Genomic DNA, 22,895 nt, shown 5'->3' with positions numbered 1-22,895 from the left:
AGGAAAATGGAATTTTGGCGTACTGTTACTTCAAAAAACACATCACGACGCGCAGATTATGAATACCTATATCCTGCACCTCGTCATATTCTGTGAGCTACTCGTTGTTGCAGCGGGAGCCTACCTATTTTTTACTCTTATAAAAAACAAACATTTAGGCTACGATAAAAATATACGTACAGCTCTAACAATCGCCCTGGTTGGCTGTGCGTCCATCGTTGTTTGCATAAGTGCGAGATGGTTGTTTCTTTTTGCGCCAAACGAGCAACTGGCTACAACATTTCAGCAATTAAATACATCATACATCGGCACTGTATTTTGGTTGGGCATTGGCATTGGCTTGGTCTGTATTATAAGTGCCATAACACATATGATTTCGCTCATCGTTCATCGCGATGAGGCTAACTACCTTCCACAGAGCTCATTAAAAGCAAATGCAGAACTGGATCTGTTCTTTGCCCAGGCTCCCATGCCACTCATTATTCTCAATAAAAAGCAACGTATTATAAAAGTCAATAATGCGCTCTCGCGTCTTCTTCAGCAAAACACAAGACTGATCGAAAGAAAACCTCTAAAAAAATTTGTTTACGAAAGTGATATAGCAAAGCTCGAGAATCTCGCCCTTAATAAAATTAACGATTGTGATGTAAATACAAGTATCGAACTACGTATCATCATCGAAAATAGTGAAATCATGTGGGTGCGCATATGTCCCAGACTTCTGCAGGCACAAGATAACAATAAATACATGCTACTCTGGTTGCACGATATCAGTGAGTCTAAAAAATTAATGCAACTTACCAATTTTCACTCACACTTCGATCCGTTAACTAAATATCACAATAGGGAAGCACTGGAAAATTATCTGGAGGATAAATACAAAAACCCTAAGCACAGTATTGTGCTTATTTATATCGATGTTGATCAGTTAAAAGTTGTTAACGATACCTGCGGCCGAACAGCCGGTGATATGTTAATACAAGATATGGCTAACATCGTAAAAAAAATAGGTAGAGACTGTGATTTTTTTGCACGAATGGGAGGCGATGAGTTCGCTATAGTAAAGGCCGAAGGCACAATAGATGAAGCCAAAAGCATTGCCGAGCGTATGCGCAGTGCCGCCGAAGACTTTACGTTTACCTGGAATAATCAAAAGTATCGGCAAAGTATTAGTATCGGCGTAGCACTAAGTTCTAAAGCGCTTAATTGTGTTATAGATATTGTCGGTGCGGCTGATTCTGCATGCTTCGAAGCGAAGAACAAAGGTAAAAACCGTGTAGTCATCTACTCAGAAATGCTTGAATCATTGCAAAATAGCCGCCGCGATATGATGTGGGTCAGCCGCTTACAAAAAGCGGTGCAATACGGTTCGTTTGTTTTATATTTTCAACCAATACGAAAGCTCAATGGCGATCCTGAACATATTCATTATGAGTTTTTAATACGCTATAAGGACGAATCTGGCGAACATATTTTACCCCAACACTTTATACCCGCGGTCGAGCGATTTGGCCTTTCAGAACAAGTAGATTTATGGGTGCTCACCACTGCCTTAGATTATTTAGATAAGCATCCTGAGCACACTCAAAAACTCAGCTGCTGCTCTATTAATCTCACCTCTCAGTCTATTGCTAATCCAAGAATACGTAGCGCTATTTTACAAGTGGTTGCCAGTTATAATTTCCCTCTGGAAAAGATTTGTTTTGAAATTACCGAAAGCAGTGCTATTCATAATATCAATGAAGCCCAGGAATTTATCCAGGAGTTAAAGACCCTGGGCTGCCATCTTGCACTCGATGACTTTGGCACAGGTTTTTCTTCTTTTGCGTACCTCAAACACTTGGAAGTCGATTATTTAAAAATTGATGGCTCATTTGTACGAGATATTATCGATGATAAATTTGATCGAGCCATGGTAAATTCAATTAATTACATCGGCAAAGAAATGCAAATATCTATTATCGCCGAATACGCTCATTCAGATCGCATTTTATCATTGCTCACAAAAATGGAGATTGACTATGCCCAAGGCAATGCCATAGCCAAACCGATGCCGCTTAAGATGCTGCAAACCTATTACCATTAAGTAGTATCTAATTTAGTTTTTTTGATACGCCAGCATCTTTAGTTCCCTGCCACTTTCCTGCTCAGGGAAGTCTGGGTGATGAGCCAATGTTTGGCAATGAGAGAAATCATCACTACATACCTCTAACCAGGTTTTAAATTCATCCAGCATAATTTCTGGTGCATTGAGACAAGCTAAAAAGCAACCGCCATCGGCTACCAGCGCCGACATTTTACCAAGCACTTTGACATAATCCTTTTTAGCAATAAAACTCCCTTTTTGAAAGCTGGGGGGATCAATAATGACCATATCATAAGGGCCATATTTTTTTAGCTTGCCCCAAGATTTAAAAATATCGTGCGCAAAGTAGTGAACATTGTCAGTACTAAGATTATTCACCTTATGATTATCTCGTCCCCTAGCCAAAGATTTTCTACTTAAATCAATATTGACAACAGAACTAGCGCCGGCGGCTATGGCAACCACCGAGAAGGCGCAGGTATAAGCAAATAAATTCAGTATTTTTTTCCCTTTCGCTTTTTTTTCTAACCATAGTCTCGCAGGTTCAATATCCAGAAAATAACCTAAATTTTGCTGTGAAAAAGATAAAGTAAACTTAAGATTTTGACGCCAAGCATAAGCAAGATCGGGCACCTCGCCATAAATAGCCTCAAAAGGTGCCTTATATAAGTCGCGACGCTGAATAACCACATTATCAACACCGCAATCAATATGACCGATCACAGACATCTTTATCAGAGTATCTATAATATCTTTTGATAACATATCCATATCCATATCATCTGGAACCCGATATATGGTGATTAATATTAGCGATGAAAAGTAATCGACATTTAACCAGTCCAATCCATGAAAGCATTTACCTCGTCCATGAAAAATACGAAAACAATTCTGCTGCAGGTTCTTCATCAACGCCGCTTTATTTTCAATAGCCTGAGTAATCGGCACTAGACGTTGTTGCAGGTCGTGATCACTCTGAACAAGCATTCACACCCCCGATACAATAGAGTACTTGATCATGATAGCCGGTGATAACAGGGATAAGTCCCTGCCATTGCTGATCTAGAGCAGCATCATTACTGTCGATTAATAAGGGCCTTTGATTGAGTGCTTCTAATTTAGACTTAGTGGCCACAAGCCAAAGGTTATCGCGGCCACAGCGGCGCAAAACTATAGGGCTTAACTGCTGATTACCACGGCCTATAATATGCCCTTGTCCACCAATCGCTGTCAGTACAATAATAACTTTTCCTTGATGCTCTGAAATACGATGCTCAAGCTGTTCAGCGCTCACATCTAAAGCGATAAGTTCCCCACGAAAATAAATATCAACGCCAAGTAAGGTTCCCTCACACCCTAATTCTTGTTGTATAAATTGAGTAGTAGAACCTGTGGCAAAAATCACTAGCGCATCTTGATTCTCCGGCTCTTCCAGTCGCTCTCGGATCTCTGCGGCAATATCCATCAACACTAGTTCATCGACTTCCACTCCACCCTGTTTAACACTTTGTACATAGCGAATTTCATCTGGCACGATCATACTGCCAAAGTAACGACTTTTAACCACGCCTTTTTGAAAAGCGTCTTCATCAATATCACGTACTTCTTGCTCAGTAAGGGAAACCAGTTTAGTTGCAGCGAGATCGTCGATAACCATCGCCGCGCCTTGTGGAGTTATAGCAAAAACGCCTGAATGCATTTTCACTCCAGAGGGAACACCCAAGACTGGCAGTTTGTGTCCGATAACCGAACATACGTCACGCGCTGTGCCATCACCGCCGACAAATACCAACATATCAATATTAGCTGCTAGCAAAGCATCAACCGCTATTTGTGTATCTTCGGCTCGCGTTACTTCTGGAAAATCAATATCTAACAGATGAAAAACTTCATTTACTTGCATACCCGCAGCAAGAAAAGCATTTTCACCCATCGCCCCTTTGAGGGTCACAAACTGCAAGGTATTATCTTTGGCGATGGATGTTAATGCAGATATAAATTGTAGCGCTCGCTCAGGCGCTCGCGATTTAATTTCACCATCGACAACGGCTTTTCTAGTGGTCGAACTGTCACTCCCTTTTAAACCTGCAGGACCGCCTGCACCGGCATAGGGATTAATAACAAAACCCAAACGTAGGGGGACTTTTTCAACACGCGGCTGCTGAATACTATATTTCGTCATCAATACCAAACCCCAAGGCCTTCACCATTGCTTTTTCTTCTGGTGGTACTTTTTTGTGATCGAAAGGTTTACAAAAGAAATGTGAAAATTCTCTTCGCTTTGGATAATTCTTACGTAGTTTATCAAATACGGCGGGCAATTGTGCCTGATGTTGTTTCAGTCTGGCGAAATCTTGCTTTACGTTGTATGCAGTTAAAATCGCATCTATGAGGCCTTTATATTCTATTTCACCAGTATCGCCAAATGCTTGTGCTATAACCTCTCTTCGAACCTTGTCTTTACGTTGTGAGTCAATATTAAAATGTTTACAAAAAGCATCAAAGATCATCAGTGAACCCTGCACACGGCCTTCAAAACTATAACCCGCAATATGAGGTGTACCAATTAATACACGCTGTAAAAGATCTGTATCAACATTAGGTTCATCGGCCCAAACATCTAATACTACTTGCAGATCTTCGCGTTCATGCAATATAACGTTTAACGCTTCATTGTTAATAACACCACCGCGACCTGCATTAATCAAAAGAGCGCCAGGTTTTAGCCCTTGCAATTGATCATAAGCTAGCATATCAATAGTGGGGTGTGCCCCTGAACCAGTTAAAGGAGTATGCAAACAAATAATATCAGCGTCGTAAATAGCCGAAAAATCCACTAGAGGCATACCACAAGAAGAATCAAGAAATGGGTCGACAACGGAGCAGTTAAATCCAATGTTATCCAACATCTGATACACCCGCTTACCGACATTTCCGCCACCGACAATAACGACGTTTTTACGGCTTTGAAGGATATCCAGCGAAGCAAAGACACTGATAATATATTGTACAACCGCGTTAGCATTGCAGCCTGGCGCGCTAGCATAAGCTATAGCTCTTTCTTGTAGATATTGTGTGTCCAAGTGATCAACACCAATGGTACAGGTGCCAACAAATTGAACTGGACTATCGTCTAGAAGCATTTTATTAACAGGCGTCACCGAGCGTACCAATAACGCATTAGCATTATTGACATCCGCATTTGTCAATGTTCGCCCTGGAAGCAATTGAACCTCACCTAAAGGAGCAAATAATTCTTCCACATAGGGAATATTTTCATCCGCAACTATTTTCATAATTCTTTTTTATTCTCCATACGTTGACAGAAACTCTCTGGCAAACCCAAACCACGCAAAAGTCCGACAAGTGCGATCCAATCACCTGCCTGCCGACATGTATCCTCTATCGTTATGGCGATAGCATCACACGCAATGGTGGTTAACTTTAAAGCCATATCGATTTGACTGGCGTACTCAATGATTTTTTTTTCTAACGATTGTGCCCCACGTATTGGCAGGGAATGTATGTCATGCAAATTTTCTTTCATAGCAGACCAAGAAAGAAAGTGATTTAATAATTGCGCTGCTGTTTTTTTACCAACCCCAGGGACACCGGGGATATCGTCACTGACATCTCCAAGCAAGGCCAGATAGTCAGGGATTTGTTGCGGCCAAACCGCCATTTTTTGGTAGATATCTTTTTCATTTAAGGGGTCATCTGCAGGATAATTCCAAAGATGACTGCTAGGTAGGCGAAGAAGCTGAGCTAAGTCTTTATCGTTGGATAATATAGTTACCGGGACCTTCTGACTTTGACACAACTGAGCACAGCTGCCTATAAGATCATCGGCTTCATATTTTTCTGATGCGTAGCAACGAATACCGAACAATTGTGTTATGCGCTTACAAGCCAATAACTGGAACGCTAAATCATCATCAGGTAACGCTCTGCTTTTCTTATACTCAGGATAAATGTCATTGCGAAAACAGGTTGTTAAACTTTCATCAAAACAGGCGATAACTCGCGCAGGCTCCACTTGAGAAAGAAACTCCCACAACCATCGTGTATAGCCATATACAGTTTCTGTCGGACGACCATTGTCAGCATGCCAATGACTGGGCATGGAAAAATAGTATTTAAAAATAAAAATAGATGCATCAATGATAAAAACACGAGCATCTTGATCGGCACGATTGTTCAAATTAAATCCTGTAGCAAGTAATGCTGCTTAGACAAAGGATCGTTCACCTGAAAGGCTTTAGCTAAAGCGCGTACAAAATTATGTGCTCTTTCAGGTAAGCCCATTTGGCAATATTTAAGAGTCTGCTCATGAATGGCGAGACTAAAGCTTTTACTTGCCGATAGATCTGCACCCAGATTATCAGCACTGACAACAAATTTTTGTCTTGAAGCACAAGCGAAAATGCGTTCCAATGCTTGAGGTTTCACCTCCACGCGCTCAAATAAGGCCTGCTGCTCATAACTGCGACCATCTGGTGCATACCAATATCCGTAGTCCAGCTGCAGGCGCCGCTTTGCACCCGCTATACACCAATGCGATATTTCGTGGAGGGCGCTTGAAAAGTAGTCCCGAGTAAATGTAATACGACTAGGCAAATCTCCGCTAGCAGGCTCATAAAGAGGCTCCTCGCCGCCCGCCATCAACAATGTGTGATGGCTCTCAAAAAATTGCGTATTGAAAACGTCGATTAGTATTTTCAGACGAACGGAAGAAGAAAAAATGAATTCTTTTGACATTTAATGTACTAAGCTATAAATATGGGTTCAAATTTGCCCTGATCTGCAATTCAACCTAAAAGTAAGGAGTATATAAAAACTTAATAATAGGGTCTTGTGTTCTAATGCAATACGCTATAGGGTGTATAGTAATGCCATATATGGTCAACTTCAGCTGATACTGACCAGCGGTATAGTGTACATGAATATGACGATAGAAATATAACGCTAGACATGTACATAAGCATAAATATATATGGCATGGGATGTAGCATAAGACGTAGTATAAACAGATACCATAGATAGATACTTAGGTAGTTAGCTGAGCTCACCTCAAATATGGAGGTAGTATTATGAAGATCTCAAGTAAAGGTCACGATATGGAAAATGTGATCGATCTTTTCACCGGCAAATCATATTCCTCTCAATTTGACACTAGAATCATTCGTCTCGCCCCTGAGCTCGATGGCTTGGAAATGCTCTATTCCAACGAAGTAAGCGGGGAAAAATACTTTAGTCTTAAAATTTTGTGCTGGGCCCTGCGCGCAGATGGGCAAGTTGCAGGTTTGGTACCGTGGTTAAACGATATTATCGCCTGCCCCGATATCAAAGACCCTCTTAACGGAACATTTGAGGGCTACTATGATCCCGGTATCGATGAGTTGTTCTTTGAGGCTCCCATTCACAAAGTTGTAGAACTGGAAACAGCCGCAGAATACTACGACTATCAATGTGAAAATGCCTCAGATATCATCCAGGAAATACCCGATACTATTGGTACCCACGCAGTACTGGCAGACGAAGGGTTTAAATGTCTGACCTTACAAGAGGTTGTCAGCTGGCGTCTACACCATGACGGTGTTGTCGACTGTATGCTAGTGGATGAGGACAAGGTAGTTAATACCCCTGTTTTACCCGGTGATGACTGCCTGTATTCAGGACATTCCAACGATAAATTTAGGTATTATTTTCAGCATCACATTGCCAATAAAATTAAGTCAGAAGATCCTGATGCCCTAGCAGCTATATCTATGCTAGTGGAAGAGTCAAACTGATACTGTTTAGCGCTGGACTGGGGAACTTAACAAGCTAGCCCAGCGCTTATTCATACTGGCTAAAACCTTATTAAGTGGAACACGTTAGTGTGCTAAACAGCTTAAAGAAGCTAAGAGTGGTCTACTGACTTTAGGATTCTGCTTTCTTTTTAATCAAGAAAGTTAACAGCTCATCACCTTTGCTAAACTCTACTAAAGTATGCCCCAAAAAATCGCAAAAGCGTGTAATGTCTCGCTCTGTTGAGGGGTCTGTTGCAAGCACTTTAATAACATCGCCATCATCCGCATCTCGCACCGCACTATGCAGCATCATAACGGGCTCAGGACAAATCAACCCTTTAGCATCGACAACTTTTTGGACTTCACTTGGCACAAGTATTTTTTCCTTCGCTTTAACTTAGGGCCTGTTAACACTCATTGAGTCACATCTGCTGATGTGTATTAGGGGCGACAGATGCGATTTAATTCGTGTTAACAAGCCCGGGTAATATTATGTATATTCTATTATATGTTTTAATACCTACTTTAAAACAAGCGGATATTCTAATTTATGATACATGTAATGATTGAACGTCACATCGCTGAGGGAATGTTATCTACCTATGAAGAGTTTTCCCGCAAAGCACTGCAAGAAACCTACATTGTTCATGGTTTTATTTCTGCTGAAACATTAACCAACACTAATGATATCCATCATCGCTTTATCATGTGTAAATGGCGTACACAAAAAGATTGGAATCGCTGGTATCAAAGCCGCGAGCGTATGGAGTTGATGAATAAAGTGTATCCCGTATTAAGTGAGCCTGAAAAAATCCTCGTGCTCGAAAACTAAACCAGGCCAATATACTGAGGCCTGGATAAGGCATATGGAGGCATAGGCTCTAGAACAATTTAATATGCCCGGTAACCTCTTCACGATCGTGATACAACTGCTTAAATTTCAGCTCATAAGTGCCATGATCCACCAGCTGAGAGGCAATACGATGCCTCGCCTCTTCAACCGCCACATAGCGCTGCTTCATTGGTAATTTTAAATTGAAGACGGCCTCTCTAAACCAACGATTCTCGGCCCAATGGGCGATTAAACTGGCCACTCTCGACGGTTTATCGGCAATATCACATACTAGCCAGTCAACGGGCTTGGGCGGCGAATAGCGAAAACCGTCTTCAAGGTGATGAGTCACCTGCCCAGAATCCATTAGAGACTCATCCATAGGCCCATTATCAACTGCATCCACAAACATGCTTTTATTCACCAACTGCCAGGTCCAACCACCGGGCGCAGCACCAAGATCCACTGCCTTCATACTAGGCCTTAGGCGCTCTTCCCGCTGCTCTTTGGGGACAAAATGCAGCCATGCTTCTTCCAACTTCAACGTAGCGCGGCTAGGGGCACTGCGAGGCACTTTGAGCCGGGGGATTCCTCCTAACCATGGCGACATATTTCCTTCAGAAGTGCGACCAATAAGCACATGATCTCCCGCCAGACACAATAGCTGCAGCACCCAGGCAGATTTAGTCTGCCAAAAGTCCACCTTTTCCAAACGAGTTTCAAGGTGGCGACCAATACCTCGGGTTAGCTTGGCCAGTGATTTACCCTCATTAGTGTCCACATTGATACATTGCAAACTGCTGCATTTGGGCAACTTGCCAGCAACATCTAAAATGGGAGTGACTCGATCTTGGGTATCCAGAGCAGTAAACTCATGGTCAAGTACAAGCCAATGTCGAACAAAAACAAGTTCATCAAAGGAGGTTCGCTGAATGAGATTCTCAGCATCATTTCGCTGGTAAGTAACGAAACGCACCAAACCACTGTTAGCCTCAGTTTTGATATAGCCACCGATACTTAGTTTCGCTGCATGAGCGTTGATTTCAGAGGCGACTTCCTTCTCAAAACCGCATCGACACAACAAGATAACTTCCACGAATTATTCACCACTGGTGTTAACAAAAAAAAATTTTGATATCTAAGGCTGACCTATATTAGACAATAGAAGCATCATCTTTAGGTACAAGATTAACTGACTGACTCTCCTCGTCATACACAATCAACACCTCCCCTTTGAGCACCTGGGGCAATAAGCGCTTGACCTTACTGTCTAAGTCCAGCTCATGCTCACCGTAATCCGTGCCTTCGCGAGTGATATACGACTCAACAATACCAATAAGGACTTCTCGTGTTAGCTGTTCAGGGGGGATTACCATATATGCTGTCTCTCTCTATATACCTATTCCTGTTGAAAAAGTGCGCTGCTTAATCAGCAGGAGCGCAGCCAATAGGCAAGGCTTCGCTAGCTTGCTTTGGTTTTATATGACGTCAATCCTTTCATCAAAGATGTGCAAGTTTGTGCGCGGGCATTATACTTGCGCGAGTTTATTTTCAAAAGTGACGAAACACATGCTTAAACATATACTCATTAGTGTCATCAGTAACGATAAACCGGGCGTTGTCGAGGCAATCGCTGAAACAGTCTCCGATAACGGCGGTAATTGGCTAGAGAGCAGCCTTTCGCAACTTGCAGGTAAGTTTGCAGGTGTTATTCGAGTGTCCGTAAGCCCTGAACAACAAGAACAATTACAATCGGCTTTGAGTCAGCTTATTGAACATGGCATCTGGATAAAAACCGAGCACATCGATGCCGATTCAGCACCTAAGAGCGATACCACGAATGCTTATATTCATGCATTAGGGCCCGATCGCTCCGGTATTGTCAGAGAGCTTTCTCGGGCACTGGCACAGCACAAAATTAATATGGCCTATTTGGAAACAGCGCTAACCAGTATGCCCTACAGTGGCGATCCTCTGTTTGATGCTACCGGACAGTTAGAACTGCCAGAAGGCGTGGATATTCCTCAGTTACATGACATCCTAGATGAAATTGCCAACAATTTAGCATTGGATCTTTCCCTCTCTGAAACACCATTCGAATGATATTAATGTGGCCTTAAGTTGTGGCCCTTGTGTTGATGACACAAGGGCCCTTCGCCATTAATGTAAATCTAGTTTTTCTATTTCAATGTTGATCGCGGCAGTAGAGATATGTACTTCATAAAGTGAAAATAATAAGGATATTGTCAGTAGAATTAGGCTTGAACCAAATAGAACTTTGCCGCCTTCAAGCCAGGTAAGAAAAAGCGCAAAAGTGGATAATGTGCATATAACAAAGGCTAAAACACCAAACACTTGCATAAGACGAATAATGTATAGTCGCTTGCGCAAGCTAGTCACTTGGCGTTTGACGATATCCTTAGACTCGGCACCATCCATATTACTCAATTGACGAATAACATTTGATAACACCATAAAACGGTTAGTGTAGGCCAGTAATAACAGGGATATTGCAGGAAATAACAAGCTAGGTGTGGTCACTGTCATTTCCATAATCGTATTTCTCTTCGATAAAACATTGCGGTATAAAACTCATTGATGACGAAAAACGTCATTGTAATATATTGCGAAAGTAATCTTGTAGTAGCCACCTATTTTTTGCCAAACAAATCTTAATTGCCCATAAGCAAGCGAGAACTGGATAAAAAGAAAGCTATTTAAAAGCCATAGCGTCATTCTAAAAGCCAGCCTATGATACAGTTTCTAGTCCAAAACGTTTATTAGGAGTATCATGCAGGCCAAATAAGTGTGAATATGTGCTACATATATTCACCGTTCACGGGTTAATAGGCAGGTTCATTAAGCAGGTTAATAGGCACCAGATAGACCATGTATCAAAATCATTTCGGACTAAAAGAGCAAGCATTCTCAATTGCCGTCAACCCACGCTATCTCTACATGAGCCAGCAGCATAAAGAGGCGCTAGCGCATTTGTTGTACGGCGTCAAAGAAGGTGGTTTTGTTATGCTTACCGGTGAAGTTGGTACTGGCAAAACCACCATTATCCGCTGCCTGCTAGAACAACTGCCAAAGCAGACAGAGATAGCCATTATACTCAATCCAATGGCGAATATTCTTGAGCTGCTTTGTACCATTTGCGATGAGTATGCAATTGAATATAACAGCAAGAACATCACCATCAAAAGCATCACCGACCTATTGCATCAGCATCTGTTGAGCAATCACACACGTGGCAAAAACACCGTATTGCTCATCGACGAAGCCCAGCTTCTCTCCGTTGAAGTAATGGAGCAGATTCGCTTATTAACCAACCTTGAAACGGCAACTCAAAAGCTTTTACAAATAGTATTGGTAGGCCAACCAGAGCTGAACGAGTTATTGTCACAACCGCAGTTACGACAGTTATCTCAGCGCATCACCGCGCGCTTCCATTTAACGCCATTGACAGTGAGTGAAACCCAGAGCTATATCAGCCATCGTCTGAGGGTTGCCGGGATGCAGGATATGGCTCCCAATCCCTTTGGGCCAAAAATGGTAAAACGTATTCATCGCTTTACAGGCGGCGTACCAAGGATGATTAATGTACTGTGTGAAAGGGCCTTGATCGGCGCCTACGGCCAGAATAAATCATGCGTTGATAACGCTATTTTTAAATTGGCCAAAAAAGAAGTTGAAGGCAACCGGGAAAGCACACTTATTAATAAAAAAAGCCATCCCTATTTAATTTACAGTGCCCTATCGGCCTGTGGAATTATTGGTTTAGCCGTTATTTTTGTGATCACGCATATACTTTTCGGCTCAAAACCCAACGACACTATAACTATGGTTACCGCAGAATCGGCCCAGCCAATAAGACCAATAATACGCGAGCCAGCATTAGCACCTGCAAACGTTAGTGACCCGGAACCAGAAGGACGAACGAATAATACTTCCCGTTATGACATAGAAAACAATATTGCCGCGCAAGTTGTATTATTTAAGCATCTGAATTTTGATATAAATACCGATACCCATCCCTGCTGGCAACTTAATACTCAAGGATTTGCGTGTAGCAAAACTAAGCTTGAGACCTGGGAAGAAATTATCGCCCTCAACCGGCCCGTGGTACTATCATTGATTAACAGTAAAAAATTTCGCTCTTATGCTGTTCTAATTGGCGTCCAAGGTGAAAAAGCACTGGTCATCGATGGCAAAAATAAGCGGCAAATTATTACTCTAGAAGAACTGGGGCCGTTGTGGACCGGTAATGTATTTTATCTTTGGAAAAAACCCAAAGACTACAGCGAACCTTTAGGTCTTGGTAGTAGCAATGCCACTGTTGCCGAGATAGCAGCACAGTTCGCCTTGCTCGATGCCCAGCCGACACCACTAACCAAGCGCAGATACAATAAAGCGCTAAAAGAGCGGGTAACAATTTTTCAACGAGAACATCAGTTGACAGCAGATGGCATCTTAGGCGAGAGAACACTAATGAAACTCAATGAAGCCTTAGGCCTAAGCACTATACTTGAAAAAGATTTTTTATAAATAGAACACTAGAATTAACGTAGACGGAACGCAAGCCAATGTCACTCATATTAGATGCGCTGAATAAGGCTGACAATGAAAGAAGTAAGAATAGTCCGCCATCACTTAACAGTAATCATGATACTGCGGTAGACAATACTTCTTCCAAACACAGCAACAAAATTATCCTCATCCTCTGTATTATTACCATAATATTAGTGGTGGCAGTTGTACTTCTATTTTTAAAAAGCCAAGTATCAGAGAATCAAGCTAAGCCAAGGCTGAAACAAAGTGTTCCCACTGTATCTCAATCTAAGCGGCCTTCAGCAACACCAGCAAATACATTAAATAAGGAAAAACAGCAAAGTATTGCCTTCGCCCCTGAGAAAAAAACACCAACGAGTGGCACTCAAGAGAAACAAAAAGAAACAAAAAAGTATGAAGAAATAAAACAACGTCTTATTGAAGCTCAATATGAAAAAGCCAACCAAGAGCCGGAAAAAAAGCCGGTTAAATCTGCAGCCAAAAACAAGACGCAAATTAGTTCTATTTATCAACAGAACAAAGCACAGCAGAATACCCCAACAGATAGTGCAGCGGCGGGCAATACAACACAGGCCAATACAGTAAAAACCTCGATAAATGATTTTGATAAAATTGGCAAGATAAGAGACCTACCTCAGTCTATACAACAAGATATTCCTACCATTATGTATAGCGTCCACAACTATAACGCAAGTCGCTCAAGTGTAACTTTAAACAATAAGAAGCGCAGTAAAGGGCAACTGGTAAGCGGCCAGCTTTATATTGAAGAGATTTTAAAAGATGGTGTTATCCTTCGCTACAAGGGCCATAAATTTAAAATGGCAGCATTAAGCAGCTGGGTTAATTTGTAGTTGTATCGATTAAGCTCGATAATACAGAATTAATAGAGATTAATAAGTAACCACTACATAAACGAGGATACTTCGATAATACGCCGTGCAAAAATATCGCCGCTGCCACAAGTGCCGCCGCTGGATATGGTATAAAAACTCTGAGGGCTGCCGACAATATTCGAACGTGAACAGCTAATAATAGCCTGGCAAACTTGTAAGCCTGCCGTAGAAAAATTTACCACCCGCCCGCTAAGCGCATCACAGTTTGCATCAGCAATGCTTCTATCATCCACATTAAACATCAACTGATTCATCGCTACGTTAGCACCGCTCTCAGCTGCGTAAAATGCCTGTATTGAAATACCTTCTAAAACACTCGCCTGAGATGATTGTGATGTGAATCGACTAATTGCAGCTGCCAATATCGCAACACCAACAATTATAATGGCCGCTAGTGGGATAAGAAATCCTTTATTTTGCTTAGCAGATTCAAGGGACATTTCGTATCAACACCTGCTGTTGAAGAGCCACTTGATTGTTGCCTTGCAAGAAATTCAAGTCGATATCTACCACTGTATTAAAATCTTCAGACCCCAAAGAAATACTAAATGCTCTGCTAGTGGTGGCAACATTTTCAGCCATAACATCAACCGCCCCACCTGGATTAATATCACTTAACCCTGTTGTCGAAAGACCATAGTTACTATAGCGAAATAGTGTTGTCCCGATAAGACAAAACCGTTGAGGGTTATCGGTTAAGTAGACACGTCGCTGGCTAGAATTGCGAATAAAACGGTGATTGGAGGTTAAATTAATTGTGCTAAAAGGAGGCCCAGCGCCTAAATTATTAACGTTCACTCGACTGTTAAGACTTCCACTAGTATATATTTCACTATCGACTAGCGCTCCGACAATAGCATGACGCGCACTCCCTAAACCAAGAGTATAAGGAGCAGTACGAATAGTACTTCCCATTGACACACCATTATCAATATCCGGAACATCTTCAACATAACGCACACCTGCAACAATAGGCAGGAATTCAACGCAATTTCCAGAAGCGCTTACACGGGTACTATTTGGCGAGGCTATTCTCAGCTGGCGAGTCATTTGCTCAATCACCAAACGGCCTCGATTAATGATTTTACTGCGCTGTTGAACTTCATCATAACTGTCCACCACGCTTAAAAAAAAACTACTCCCCAACGCCGAAACGATACCAAGAATGACTAGCACAGCGATCAATTCTATTAAAGTAAAACCGTGATAACGCCCATACATGTTATTTGGTTTTTTGTTTAATTTTTTATGTAAGTCAACATTTGACATAATCAAAAATTAGTTTTATATGCGCTTAAGGTAACACTATCGCCATTATTGCTGGTGACTACTACAGTGATTCTTCGGGCTGCACTGTTTGCCATTCCACCACCCAACTCACTGCCAGCAGCAATAACAGACACCGATATCGTATGCCCTTGGTTACTCGTATCAATAAAACCATTGTAGTCGCCCACATCGTCAAAATCACCATCAGGACTTATACCAAGACACGCAGGGCCGTCACCGCTATCACATGCAGGTACACCGCCGGTAGGCGTGTTCTCGTCAAATTTTCGTGCAAGAATCTCATCAAGTTGCGCCTGCGCATGTTCTAAAGCTTGTACTTTTATCAATGGATCAACACTATTGATAATTGCGTAGCTATACACTTTAACAAGCGCGACAATGGCAATACTGACAACCGTAAGAAAAACTATTGTTTCTATAAGAGTGACACCTTTGTAATATCTTACATGCATAGGCAATAGTAATTTCAAAAAACATTTAAATTAACAACAAAGGCATTAGAAAACGAAGCCTGTTGCCGATATGGTAATCTGCAGCGATTCACTATTTTGATTTAAAGTAAGTGTTGCTCCGCCGTTAGTTGGTCGTCCTAAACGGTCAAAAGTAATCGCGATGGGTGTCAGGTTTTGATTATCCAAAAGATTAATCGGGTATCTTACAGCACTGGTGTTAATACTGGCATCAACACTACCGCTTATTTCCCTCACATCGACTTGATTAGGAGCTCTTATCACCAAGCGAACAGGGTTTGTTTGAACCATGGCACGCTGTTGAGCAATAAAAAAAGCCGTGATGATCTGATCACGGCTTGCTTGGAGTTGAAAAGTGGTACTTGGTAGTAATGAAGATGTTGCTGCGCCGCCAAGAATAGCAATTAACAATAAAATAGCAATAAGCTCTACAAGAGAGAAACCTTTTACTTGTGTAAGCTTAGTCAACGCTCATAGTTGCAGCTTAGGTCGCTGCCCCGATGATAGAAAACTGGGCTGTTGTTGAGTCAGGCCCATTTAAAGTACATGTTACCGTCGCTTTGTCAGATACTGCAGCAGCGGTAACCGTATAATTTGGAGGTAAACCACCTGCTAATAAACTTCCCGAATCGTCGCAATTATCAATTGCTTCAAAAGAATCAGTACTCAGCCCTGCCTCATTTGCGATATCAATAGCATGATTCAAAGCACTAGCGCTTTCAATACTACCGGCAATATTATTCGTTGCAGCAACTTGCGCTTCATCAGACAAGTCAACAAACTTGGGAACTGCTGTCGCGGCTAAAATACCCAAGATCACAAGCACCGCAATCAATTCTATCAGCGTAAAACCCGATTGTTGCTTAATCATATATTTCTCCAAACCTTACAAAAAATCTTAACTCTCTAACGTTAATTCTCTTGGCTCATATAAATATAAGTTATTTTGAGATAGTTTTTATTCGCACCTATTAAGAAGACCTAAGCTTATCTCACTGCATAATAACTTTTACTACGCCATTACTTACATCATAGTCAAAGAAAAATGATCCTTCCTGCCGGCGTGCCAATTGATAACGGCAAATTACTTTTTCATTTAAAGATATAATATAGTCAACTTTTTTTATATATCTATTCTTACTTATCTCATTGGATGGAGGGTTTCGGAAAACCGACAACCATAGTTGTTGACATTCATCTTCGGTTTGGTTTTCTAAAAGTGGAGAAAAGCCTTCGTGGGTATTGGCTGGCCATCCATTCTCATTTAAAAAAAACGTATGGCCATTGATATTAACGTAATTTTTATTAACAGATGCTCCATAAGCATTTAGATTAGACATCATACGAGAGAATATACCTGCATGAAACTCAAGCATGGACTCCTTAGTTTTACCCATTGGACTTAAGTAATAATTAATACCCATATAAATAATAAAACCTATAACAGCCAAAACTAAAAAAAACTCATAAGTTCTTGATCGATGGCTATCAGATGTTTTTATATATCGGTTTTCATACATAAGTTTTATCGCTCAGACACTAACAACTTATTTGAGGGTACCTGTATTAACCGCGGATTTCGTAAATACTCCACATGGGTAAAAATATGCCTAATGCTAAGATAGTAACAAAAATAGCCATGACGAAGATCAATATAGGCTCGATTCTGTCTGTTAACGTTTTTAAGTCATAGTCCACTTCACGCTCGTAAAAACCTGCAACATCCGAAAGAAGTTCTTCTATTTGACCACTTTCCTCACCAACGGCAATCATCTGCAAAACTAAAGCCGTAAACATTTGAGATTGGGCATGGGTATGTATCAAGCTCTCGCCGCGTTCAATACCCTCACGTATATTAATAATTTTTCTCTCTAAAAATGGGTTGTCTATAGCTGCGGCGCATAAATTTAGGGATTTTGTGATGGGTACACCCGCACGAAGCATAAGGCTTAGGCTACGGGAATAACGAGACATTGATGCTCTAATAATTAAATCCCCAACTATAGGTAATTTCAACTTATACTTTCCCCATTGCCATGCACCTTGAGGCGTTCTTACGTAATGATAAAAAGCAAAACCAGATAGAAAAACACAAATGAGCATAATGCCCCAATAGTTAACAAAGATATCGGACATGCCTATAAGCACTTTAGTCACAAGTGGTAGCTCTGCATTAAACTTCTCAAACATCTGGGCAAAAGCAGGTATAACCCAGATATTAATAATAGTGACCGCAGCAATAAGGGCTAGGGTCACAAATGAAGGGTAACGCATAGCAGATTTAATGCGTTTTTTTGTTTCTTCATCACGCTCAATATAAAATCCTATCTGCTTAAAAACATCTTCAAGTTTGCCACTACTCTCCCCCACATTTATCATGCTAACAAACAAGTCATTAAAAATTTTGGGGTAGGCCTTCATTGCTACAGATAAAGAATTGCCTGCCTCAAGACGTGTCACGATATCCAGTAAAGCTTCTCTGAAATGTTCGTGTTTAATACTCGAAGCAAGCCCTCTTATACCTCGGGTCAAGGGTATACCCGCTTTATTGATAGTATACATCTGACGGCAAAACATAATCAGATCGACAGGGAGAACTTTTTGCGCCCCCAACAGAATATTTATTTTTTTTACATACGACTCCGTTAGTGGCACTTCTTGAATCTTTATCGGGGTTACGCCCTGACTAAGCAATTGATTAGCCACATAGGATGCACTGGATGCCTCAATTTGTCCAGTGACCACTTGACCACTATTTGACTGACCTCTGAATTTATACTGAATCATGATTCTTACTCTTCATCTATCAACTCAGATAGGCTCTCATCCTCCACCTGTGCAGACACCCTCAAAACTTCATCAATAGTAGTAATCCCTTCGATAGCAAAATCAAGTGCGCTGGCACCTAGAGGACGATAATTAGGATCACGATGGGCAGCATCATTAAATCCTCGTACACTATTTTCTCTTAGAGCATCTTCCATTTCACTATTAAGCTCCAACAACTCAAACACGCCAACGCGGCCACGGTAACCACTATTAAAACAATGGGCGCAACCTACGCCTTTGCGAAAATTATATTGCCCTGTAAAATTGGGTTTTAACTTGTTAAATAAATGCTGCTCAGCATCGTTTAACTCATAAGGCTCAGAACAGCTCGTGCAAATACGACGTACCAGTCGTTGCGCCACTATTGCCCTTAAACTGGATGCAACAAGATAAGGGTCGACTCCCATATCAACCAAACGTAATGCTGAGGTAACAGCATCATTAGTATGCAGTGTGGACAAAACCAAATGCCCAGTCATTGCAGCGCGCAACGCGATTTCCGCTGATTTGGCATCGCGAATTTCGCCTATTAGCAAAATATCGGGATCTTGGCGTAAAGTGGCCCTTAGTATCGTCGCAAAATCTAAACCTATTTTTTCATGGATCTGAACCTGATTAATGCGGCTCAAACGATATTCAACAGGGTCTTCCACTGTGATTATTTTTTTCTCGGGCTGGTTTAATTCACTAAGAGCGCCATATAAAGTCGTTGTTTTTCCACTTCCTGTTGGACCTGTGACCAGGATTAAGCCATGAGGGCGTGTGATAAGTTTACTGAAGCGGTTGCGGTAATTTTCGGGCATACCTACTTTAGATAGAGGCAGCACTCCCTCAGTCTGATCGAGAATCCTCATTACTACCGATTCACCATGTTGAACCGGCATGGTGGAGACACGTACATCGATATTATGATTTTTTAGACGCAAGTTAAAACGTCCATCCTGAGGCAAACGTTTTTCCGATATATCTAGGTTAGACATTAATTTTAAACGCACCACTAAAGCCCCGGAGATACGTTTCTCATTCATAACCTGCTCTACTAATACACCATCAATACGTTGACGGATACGCAAAACATTTTCATCTGGCTCGATATGAATATCAGAGGCCTTGGTATTGATGGCTTCCTCGAACACTTTTTGTAGCAGTTTCACAACTGGAGCATCACTGCCACTGACATCAGTGACTATATCAGTCAGATCTACTAAATCTTCGACAATCTCTTCATTGAGCTGCCCAGCTAAATCAGCAATTTCATCCGCATGGCTATAGGCAATATCCAAAATATCCAGTAGCTCATTTTCTCTTACTACAGCAGGCTTAATAGGCTTTTGAATAACTTTCTGTAGTTCATCTAAGCCAAATATATCTGTCGGATCCGACATGCCTAATAAAATACCATCACCATCTTCACGCAATATCATCACACGGTAACGACGTGCGACAGTTTCAGGTAAAGTTTGCACAAGTTGAGGATCAAAGCGGAAATTTTTTAGTTCGACGAAAGGTATATCCAACTGCTGAGATAATAAATTAAGAAGACTATTCTCTTCGACAAATCCCATATCAACCAGTTGGCGCCCAAGCTTACGACCACTTTTTTTTTGTTCCTTAAGAGCACTTTCAAGTTGTTCTTGAGTAATCATTTGGTGGGCGACAAGCAAGTCACCCAAACGAATACGTTTACGACCAGCTGCATCTACCATAGAATACTCTCCCCTACACTATTCTCTCCTAAGTTACTTTTCTCTGCACTATCGCGTTTAATATCAGCGATACGTTGTTTAGCAAAATCCATCACTTGAGAAGAAGGGTGGCCTACTTGCAAAACCCGTTGATAAGCTGCGGTAGACTTAGCATTGTCATGCAATGCATCTGAAGAAATAGCATAACCTAATAAAAATGTGACATTAGTGGTATCGGCATGCAATAGGTCTTTGTATATTGCTCTCGCATCATCATGTCTATTGCGCTTCTGGTACAAGGCTGCAAGTAAAGAATAATATAAAGAATCACCAGTACTTTGCACAATACTCTTCTCTAAAATAGCTATGGCCAAGGTCAGATCATGCCGATAATAGGCCAAACGAGCCTTAAAGTAATTTTTCATGGAGTGACTATCTGATAACGCTAAAGTCAACTGTTCGGCATTGGTAATACGGTGACTATCGATATAGTAGTTAAAAACAAGTTTGTAAATATTATCTGAGACTTTAGGATCAACTTCACTAATATATTTTTGTATTTCCTTTACACGATTATGCAGTAACAATTTTTTTACTTCTGCTAGTACTTGCGTCTCCTCATTTAAATATTCAGTGGGAGTCGTCCATTTTTCATTATTTAAAGAAGAATAATCATTAATATTTGATATTTTCTCTAACGCATGTGAAGATACTTGACCAGAATCGGCATTTACGTTGGATATATCATTTACCTTTGCTTTATTAAATAACGTAAGGTACTCATTCTTTTGTTTATCATTAATATCAAAAACAGACCAGCGCTCCATAAGCTTGCCAGCCTTATCTAATCGATTGTTTTTTAGGGTGTAGTCTAATTGAGCCAAAAAAAATATCTTTACTTTTTCTTTTATTTTTTTTATTTCAATATTATTTTTTGATATTTTTTCAGCTTCCCCTAAAAAATACATGGCGTTATTTTTAAAGGGAACGGTCAATCTATTATCTGCCATAGCTCTCTCGGCCTTTAATAGTAATTCATTCAACAGAGGTTTACTATTTTCACTGAAGACTTTTTTGTCATTATCTTCCTTATCATTGTGATTCGAAGCAGGATACAACTTAGCATGTAACACAGGTTTACTTAATACATTTTCAACAGGCTTTTTTTCAATATTATTTTTTTGTTTTATATTATAAAGTGCGTCAGACGGGGCATTAAGAAGGTTAAAAGATTCAGCAGTAGAAGTATTGTTTAATAATGAAGGGGGACTTATATCTACCCACTCGGAAGATGCAAGTGCGTTTATCACAGTTTTATTCTCGGATGATTGGCCAAAATACACATAAGAAGTTAAAGTAGCCACACACAAAATAGCAATGAACCAAATCTTATTATGTTGTTTAATGACTCTCACCTCGTCACTTGCAGAGCAAGTCACGCTATCGATCTTAAACCTATGTTGTCTCCCTCTAACATCCAGATCATGTAAAGCGTCATTCAGTAAGCTCATAATGCAGTCTCAAAGTTCAGCATTGAATACAGCAAACTTACTGAACAAAACAATATTACTTGTGCAGCAAATGACATTTTTTTTAAGCGCCAATGAAAGGAACATAGCTTCCCTAACCAGTGGCTTTCTTGAGTATCCGCAATGGCTTTAGCAACGTGCCAACTGGTCACTTTCTTGTTACCTTTACCGAAAGCACTAATAAGTGCCTTATGAGCGAGAATATTAATTAAACGTGGCACTCCTCCAGAGCCATAGTACAAAAGTCGCAGTGCATTTAGGGTAAATAGTTCACTGGAACCACCAACAGAATTGATACGATGAAGTACATATTCTCTCACACCGCTCATTGAAAAAGGATGCAAGCGCTCAGAGAAAATAATACGTTGTTTTAGCTGGCGTAAATCAGAGCGAGACAGTAAGCTATCTAACTCCGGCTGACCGAGTATTACCACCTGCAATAGTTTACGCTTCTCGGTCTCAAGGTTAGTTAATAAACGTAAACTCTCGATGGTCTCTCTAGGCATTGCCTGAGCTTCATCGACTATTAAGACAACCTGTTTATTATTTCGAGCTAGCTGCATTAGTCTTCTATAAATACGGCTCATCAGCTCATGAGCGGGAATATCTCTTCTATAGTCCACACCAATTTCTTGAGCAAAAAAAGCTTTCAGTTCGGAAGGGCTTAAGAAAGGATTGGGGATATATGCTGTTACAAACCCTTTGTTTAAATGGGAAAGAAGAATACGACACAACAAAGTTTTACCAGTACCCACTTCACCTACCACTTTGATAAAGCCTTCACAGTGCTTTAATGCCACTAGCATAGTGTTTAGCGCATCGCGATGGCTCTGTTGATTAATAAAAAAAGTAGTATCTGGAGTTAAAGAAAATGGCGCTTCTTCGAGTTGGAAAAAATCTTGGTACACAATGCCTCC

Annotated in this window: 25 protein-coding genes; 6 read left to right on the top strand and 19 right to left on the bottom strand. The window is 40.9% G+C overall.

Annotation, left to right across the window (positions count from 1 at the left end; genetic code table 11):
* Positions 1–58: 58 nt before the first annotated feature.
* The gene (locus tag BVC89_RS11055) at positions 59–2,086 is read left to right on the top strand and encodes a sensor domain-containing protein (protein ID WP_086931245.1); all 2,028 of its coding nucleotides are present in this window, start codon (positions 59–61) and stop codon (positions 2,084–2,086) included.
* Between the two features lie 12 nt (positions 2,087–2,098).
* Here BVC89_RS11055 and BVC89_RS11050 read toward each other — a convergent pair whose 3' ends face one another.
* From BVC89_RS11050 to BVC89_RS11030, 5 genes are read right to left on the bottom strand one after another with little or no spacing between them, the layout of a single operon-like run.
* The gene (locus BVC89_RS11050; protein ID WP_086931244.1) at positions 2,099–3,073 is read right to left on the bottom strand and encodes a class I SAM-dependent methyltransferase; all 975 of its coding nucleotides are present in this window, start codon (positions 3,071–3,073) and stop codon (positions 2,099–2,101) included.
* A complete protein-coding gene (locus BVC89_RS11045; RefSeq protein WP_086931243.1) occupies positions 3,057–4,268 on the bottom strand; it encodes an ATP-NAD kinase family protein in 1,212 nt (403 codons plus the stop codon). The genes BVC89_RS11050 and BVC89_RS11045 overlap by 17 nt, the downstream gene beginning before the upstream one ends.
* Positions 4,255–5,382 carry a 4-phosphoerythronate dehydrogenase gene (locus tag BVC89_RS11040; RefSeq protein WP_086931242.1) on the bottom strand — a complete coding sequence of 376 codons (1,128 nt, stop codon included), beginning with the start codon at positions 5,380–5,382 and terminating at the stop codon, positions 4,255–4,257. The genes BVC89_RS11045 and BVC89_RS11040 overlap by 14 nt, the downstream gene beginning before the upstream one ends.
* Positions 5,379–6,287, bottom strand: a complete 909-nt coding sequence (locus BVC89_RS11035; RefSeq protein ID WP_086931241.1) for a 5'-3' exonuclease — start codon at positions 6,285–6,287, stop codon at positions 5,379–5,381. Before BVC89_RS11035 ends, BVC89_RS11040 begins: the two co-directional genes overlap by 4 nt.
* Positions 6,284–6,844, bottom strand: coding sequence for an elongation factor P hydroxylase (locus BVC89_RS11030; protein ID WP_086931240.1), 561 nt, complete (start codon positions 6,842–6,844; stop codon positions 6,284–6,286). The genes BVC89_RS11035 and BVC89_RS11030 overlap by 4 nt, the downstream gene beginning before the upstream one ends.
* 332 nt (positions 6,845–7,176) lie before the next feature.
* Between BVC89_RS11030 and BVC89_RS11025 the strand changes: the two genes are divergently transcribed.
* On the top strand, positions 7,177–7,878 hold the full coding sequence (locus tag BVC89_RS11025) for a hypothetical protein (protein WP_086931239.1): 702 nt from the start codon (positions 7,177–7,179) through the stop codon (positions 7,876–7,878).
* Positions 7,879–8,008: 130 nt separating this feature from the next.
* Here BVC89_RS11025 and tusA read toward each other — a convergent pair whose 3' ends face one another.
* Positions 8,009–8,251, bottom strand: a complete 243-nt coding sequence (gene tusA, locus BVC89_RS11020) for a sulfurtransferase TusA (protein ID WP_086931238.1) — start codon at positions 8,249–8,251, stop codon at positions 8,009–8,011.
* A 177-nt stretch (positions 8,252–8,428) separates the two neighbouring features.
* Between tusA and BVC89_RS11015 the strand changes: the two genes are divergently transcribed.
* Positions 8,429–8,710, top strand: a complete 282-nt coding sequence (locus BVC89_RS11015; protein ID WP_086931237.1) for an antibiotic biosynthesis monooxygenase family protein — start codon at positions 8,429–8,431, stop codon at positions 8,708–8,710.
* Between the two features lie 49 nt (positions 8,711–8,759).
* Here BVC89_RS11015 and rlmM read toward each other — a convergent pair whose 3' ends face one another.
* Positions 8,760–9,806: a 23S rRNA (cytidine(2498)-2'-O)-methyltransferase RlmM gene (gene rlmM / locus BVC89_RS11010; RefSeq protein WP_086931236.1), complete on the bottom strand. Its 1,047-nt coding sequence runs from the start codon at positions 9,804–9,806 to the stop codon at positions 8,760–8,762.
* A 58-nt stretch (positions 9,807–9,864) separates the two neighbouring features.
* A complete protein-coding gene (locus tag BVC89_RS11005; RefSeq protein WP_086931235.1) occupies positions 9,865–10,086 on the bottom strand; it encodes a YheU family protein in 222 nt (73 codons plus the stop codon).
* Between the two features lie 193 nt (positions 10,087–10,279).
* Between BVC89_RS11005 and BVC89_RS11000 the strand changes: the two genes are divergently transcribed.
* Positions 10,280–10,813 carry a glycine cleavage system transcriptional repressor gene (locus BVC89_RS11000; RefSeq protein WP_158657878.1) on the top strand — a complete coding sequence of 178 codons (534 nt, stop codon included), beginning with the start codon at positions 10,280–10,282 and terminating at the stop codon, positions 10,811–10,813.
* Between the two features lie 57 nt (positions 10,814–10,870).
* Here the strand turns inward: BVC89_RS11000 and BVC89_RS10995 are convergent, their stop codons facing one another.
* Entirely contained in the window at positions 10,871–11,263 is a 393-nt protein-coding gene (locus BVC89_RS10995) for a DUF2721 domain-containing protein (protein ID WP_086931233.1), read from the bottom strand.
* Positions 11,264–11,599: 336 nt separating this feature from the next.
* Between BVC89_RS10995 and BVC89_RS10990 the strand changes: the two genes are divergently transcribed.
* Positions 11,600–13,258, top strand: a complete 1,659-nt coding sequence (locus tag BVC89_RS10990) for an ExeA family protein (RefSeq protein ID WP_086931232.1) — start codon at positions 11,600–11,602, stop codon at positions 13,256–13,258.
* A 38-nt stretch (positions 13,259–13,296) separates the two neighbouring features.
* Positions 13,297–14,133 carry a general secretion pathway protein GspB gene (locus BVC89_RS10985; RefSeq protein WP_086931231.1) on the top strand — a complete coding sequence of 279 codons (837 nt, stop codon included), beginning with the start codon at positions 13,297–13,299 and terminating at the stop codon, positions 14,131–14,133.
* Between the two features lie 53 nt (positions 14,134–14,186).
* Here the strand turns inward: BVC89_RS10985 and BVC89_RS10980 are convergent, their stop codons facing one another.
* The 10 genes from BVC89_RS10980 to BVC89_RS10935 all read right to left on the bottom strand — a co-directional run bounded on the left by BVC89_RS10980 (position 14,187) and on the right by BVC89_RS10935 (position 22,886).
* Positions 14,187–14,615 (bottom strand): hypothetical protein, encoded by a 429-nt coding sequence (locus tag BVC89_RS10980; protein WP_086931230.1) that lies wholly within the window; start codon positions 14,613–14,615, stop codon positions 14,187–14,189.
* Positions 14,605–15,444: a PilW family protein gene (locus BVC89_RS10975; RefSeq protein ID WP_245929377.1), complete on the bottom strand. Its 840-nt coding sequence runs from the start codon at positions 15,442–15,444 to the stop codon at positions 14,605–14,607. The genes BVC89_RS10980 and BVC89_RS10975 overlap by 11 nt, the downstream gene beginning before the upstream one ends.
* A gap of 2 nt (positions 15,445–15,446) precedes the next feature.
* The gene (locus tag BVC89_RS10970; RefSeq protein WP_086931229.1) at positions 15,447–15,917 is read right to left on the bottom strand and encodes a type IV pilus modification PilV family protein; all 471 of its coding nucleotides are present in this window, start codon (positions 15,915–15,917) and stop codon (positions 15,447–15,449) included.
* A 45-nt stretch (positions 15,918–15,962) separates the two neighbouring features.
* Positions 15,963–16,403 carry a GspH/FimT family pseudopilin gene (locus BVC89_RS10965; protein WP_086931228.1) on the bottom strand — a complete coding sequence of 147 codons (441 nt, stop codon included), beginning with the start codon at positions 16,401–16,403 and terminating at the stop codon, positions 15,963–15,965.
* A 16-nt stretch (positions 16,404–16,419) separates the two neighbouring features.
* Entirely contained in the window at positions 16,420–16,806 is a 387-nt protein-coding gene (locus BVC89_RS10960; RefSeq protein ID WP_086931227.1) for a type II secretion system protein, read from the bottom strand.
* Positions 16,807–16,927: 121 nt separating this feature from the next.
* The gene (locus tag BVC89_RS10955) at positions 16,928–17,455 is read right to left on the bottom strand and encodes a hypothetical protein (protein ID WP_086931226.1); all 528 of its coding nucleotides are present in this window, start codon (positions 17,453–17,455) and stop codon (positions 16,928–16,930) included.
* Between the two features lie 46 nt (positions 17,456–17,501).
* A complete protein-coding gene (locus BVC89_RS10950; protein WP_086931225.1) occupies positions 17,502–18,722 on the bottom strand; it encodes a type II secretion system F family protein in 1,221 nt (406 codons plus the stop codon).
* 5 nt (positions 18,723–18,727) lie between these two features.
* Entirely contained in the window at positions 18,728–20,470 is a 1,743-nt protein-coding gene (locus BVC89_RS10945) for a GspE/PulE family protein (protein ID WP_086931224.1), read from the bottom strand.
* Positions 20,464–21,960 (bottom strand): tetratricopeptide repeat protein, encoded by a 1,497-nt coding sequence (locus BVC89_RS10940; RefSeq protein WP_086931223.1) that lies wholly within the window; start codon positions 21,958–21,960, stop codon positions 20,464–20,466. Before BVC89_RS10940 ends, BVC89_RS10945 begins: the two co-directional genes overlap by 7 nt.
* Positions 21,957–22,886 carry an ExeA family protein gene (locus BVC89_RS10935; RefSeq protein WP_245929376.1) on the bottom strand — a complete coding sequence of 310 codons (930 nt, stop codon included), beginning with the start codon at positions 22,884–22,886 and terminating at the stop codon, positions 21,957–21,959. The genes BVC89_RS10940 and BVC89_RS10935 overlap by 4 nt, the downstream gene beginning before the upstream one ends.
* Positions 22,887–22,895: the final 9 nt, after the last annotated feature.

The sequence above is a fragment of the Agarilytica rhodophyticola genome (assembly GCF_002157225.2).
In the GTDB taxonomy this organism is placed as follows: Bacteria; Pseudomonadota; Gammaproteobacteria; order Pseudomonadales; family Cellvibrionaceae; genus Agarilytica; species Agarilytica rhodophyticola.
The sequence above is the reverse complement of the archived record's forward strand: the minus strand, read 5'-3'. Positions and strand labels throughout refer to the sequence as shown.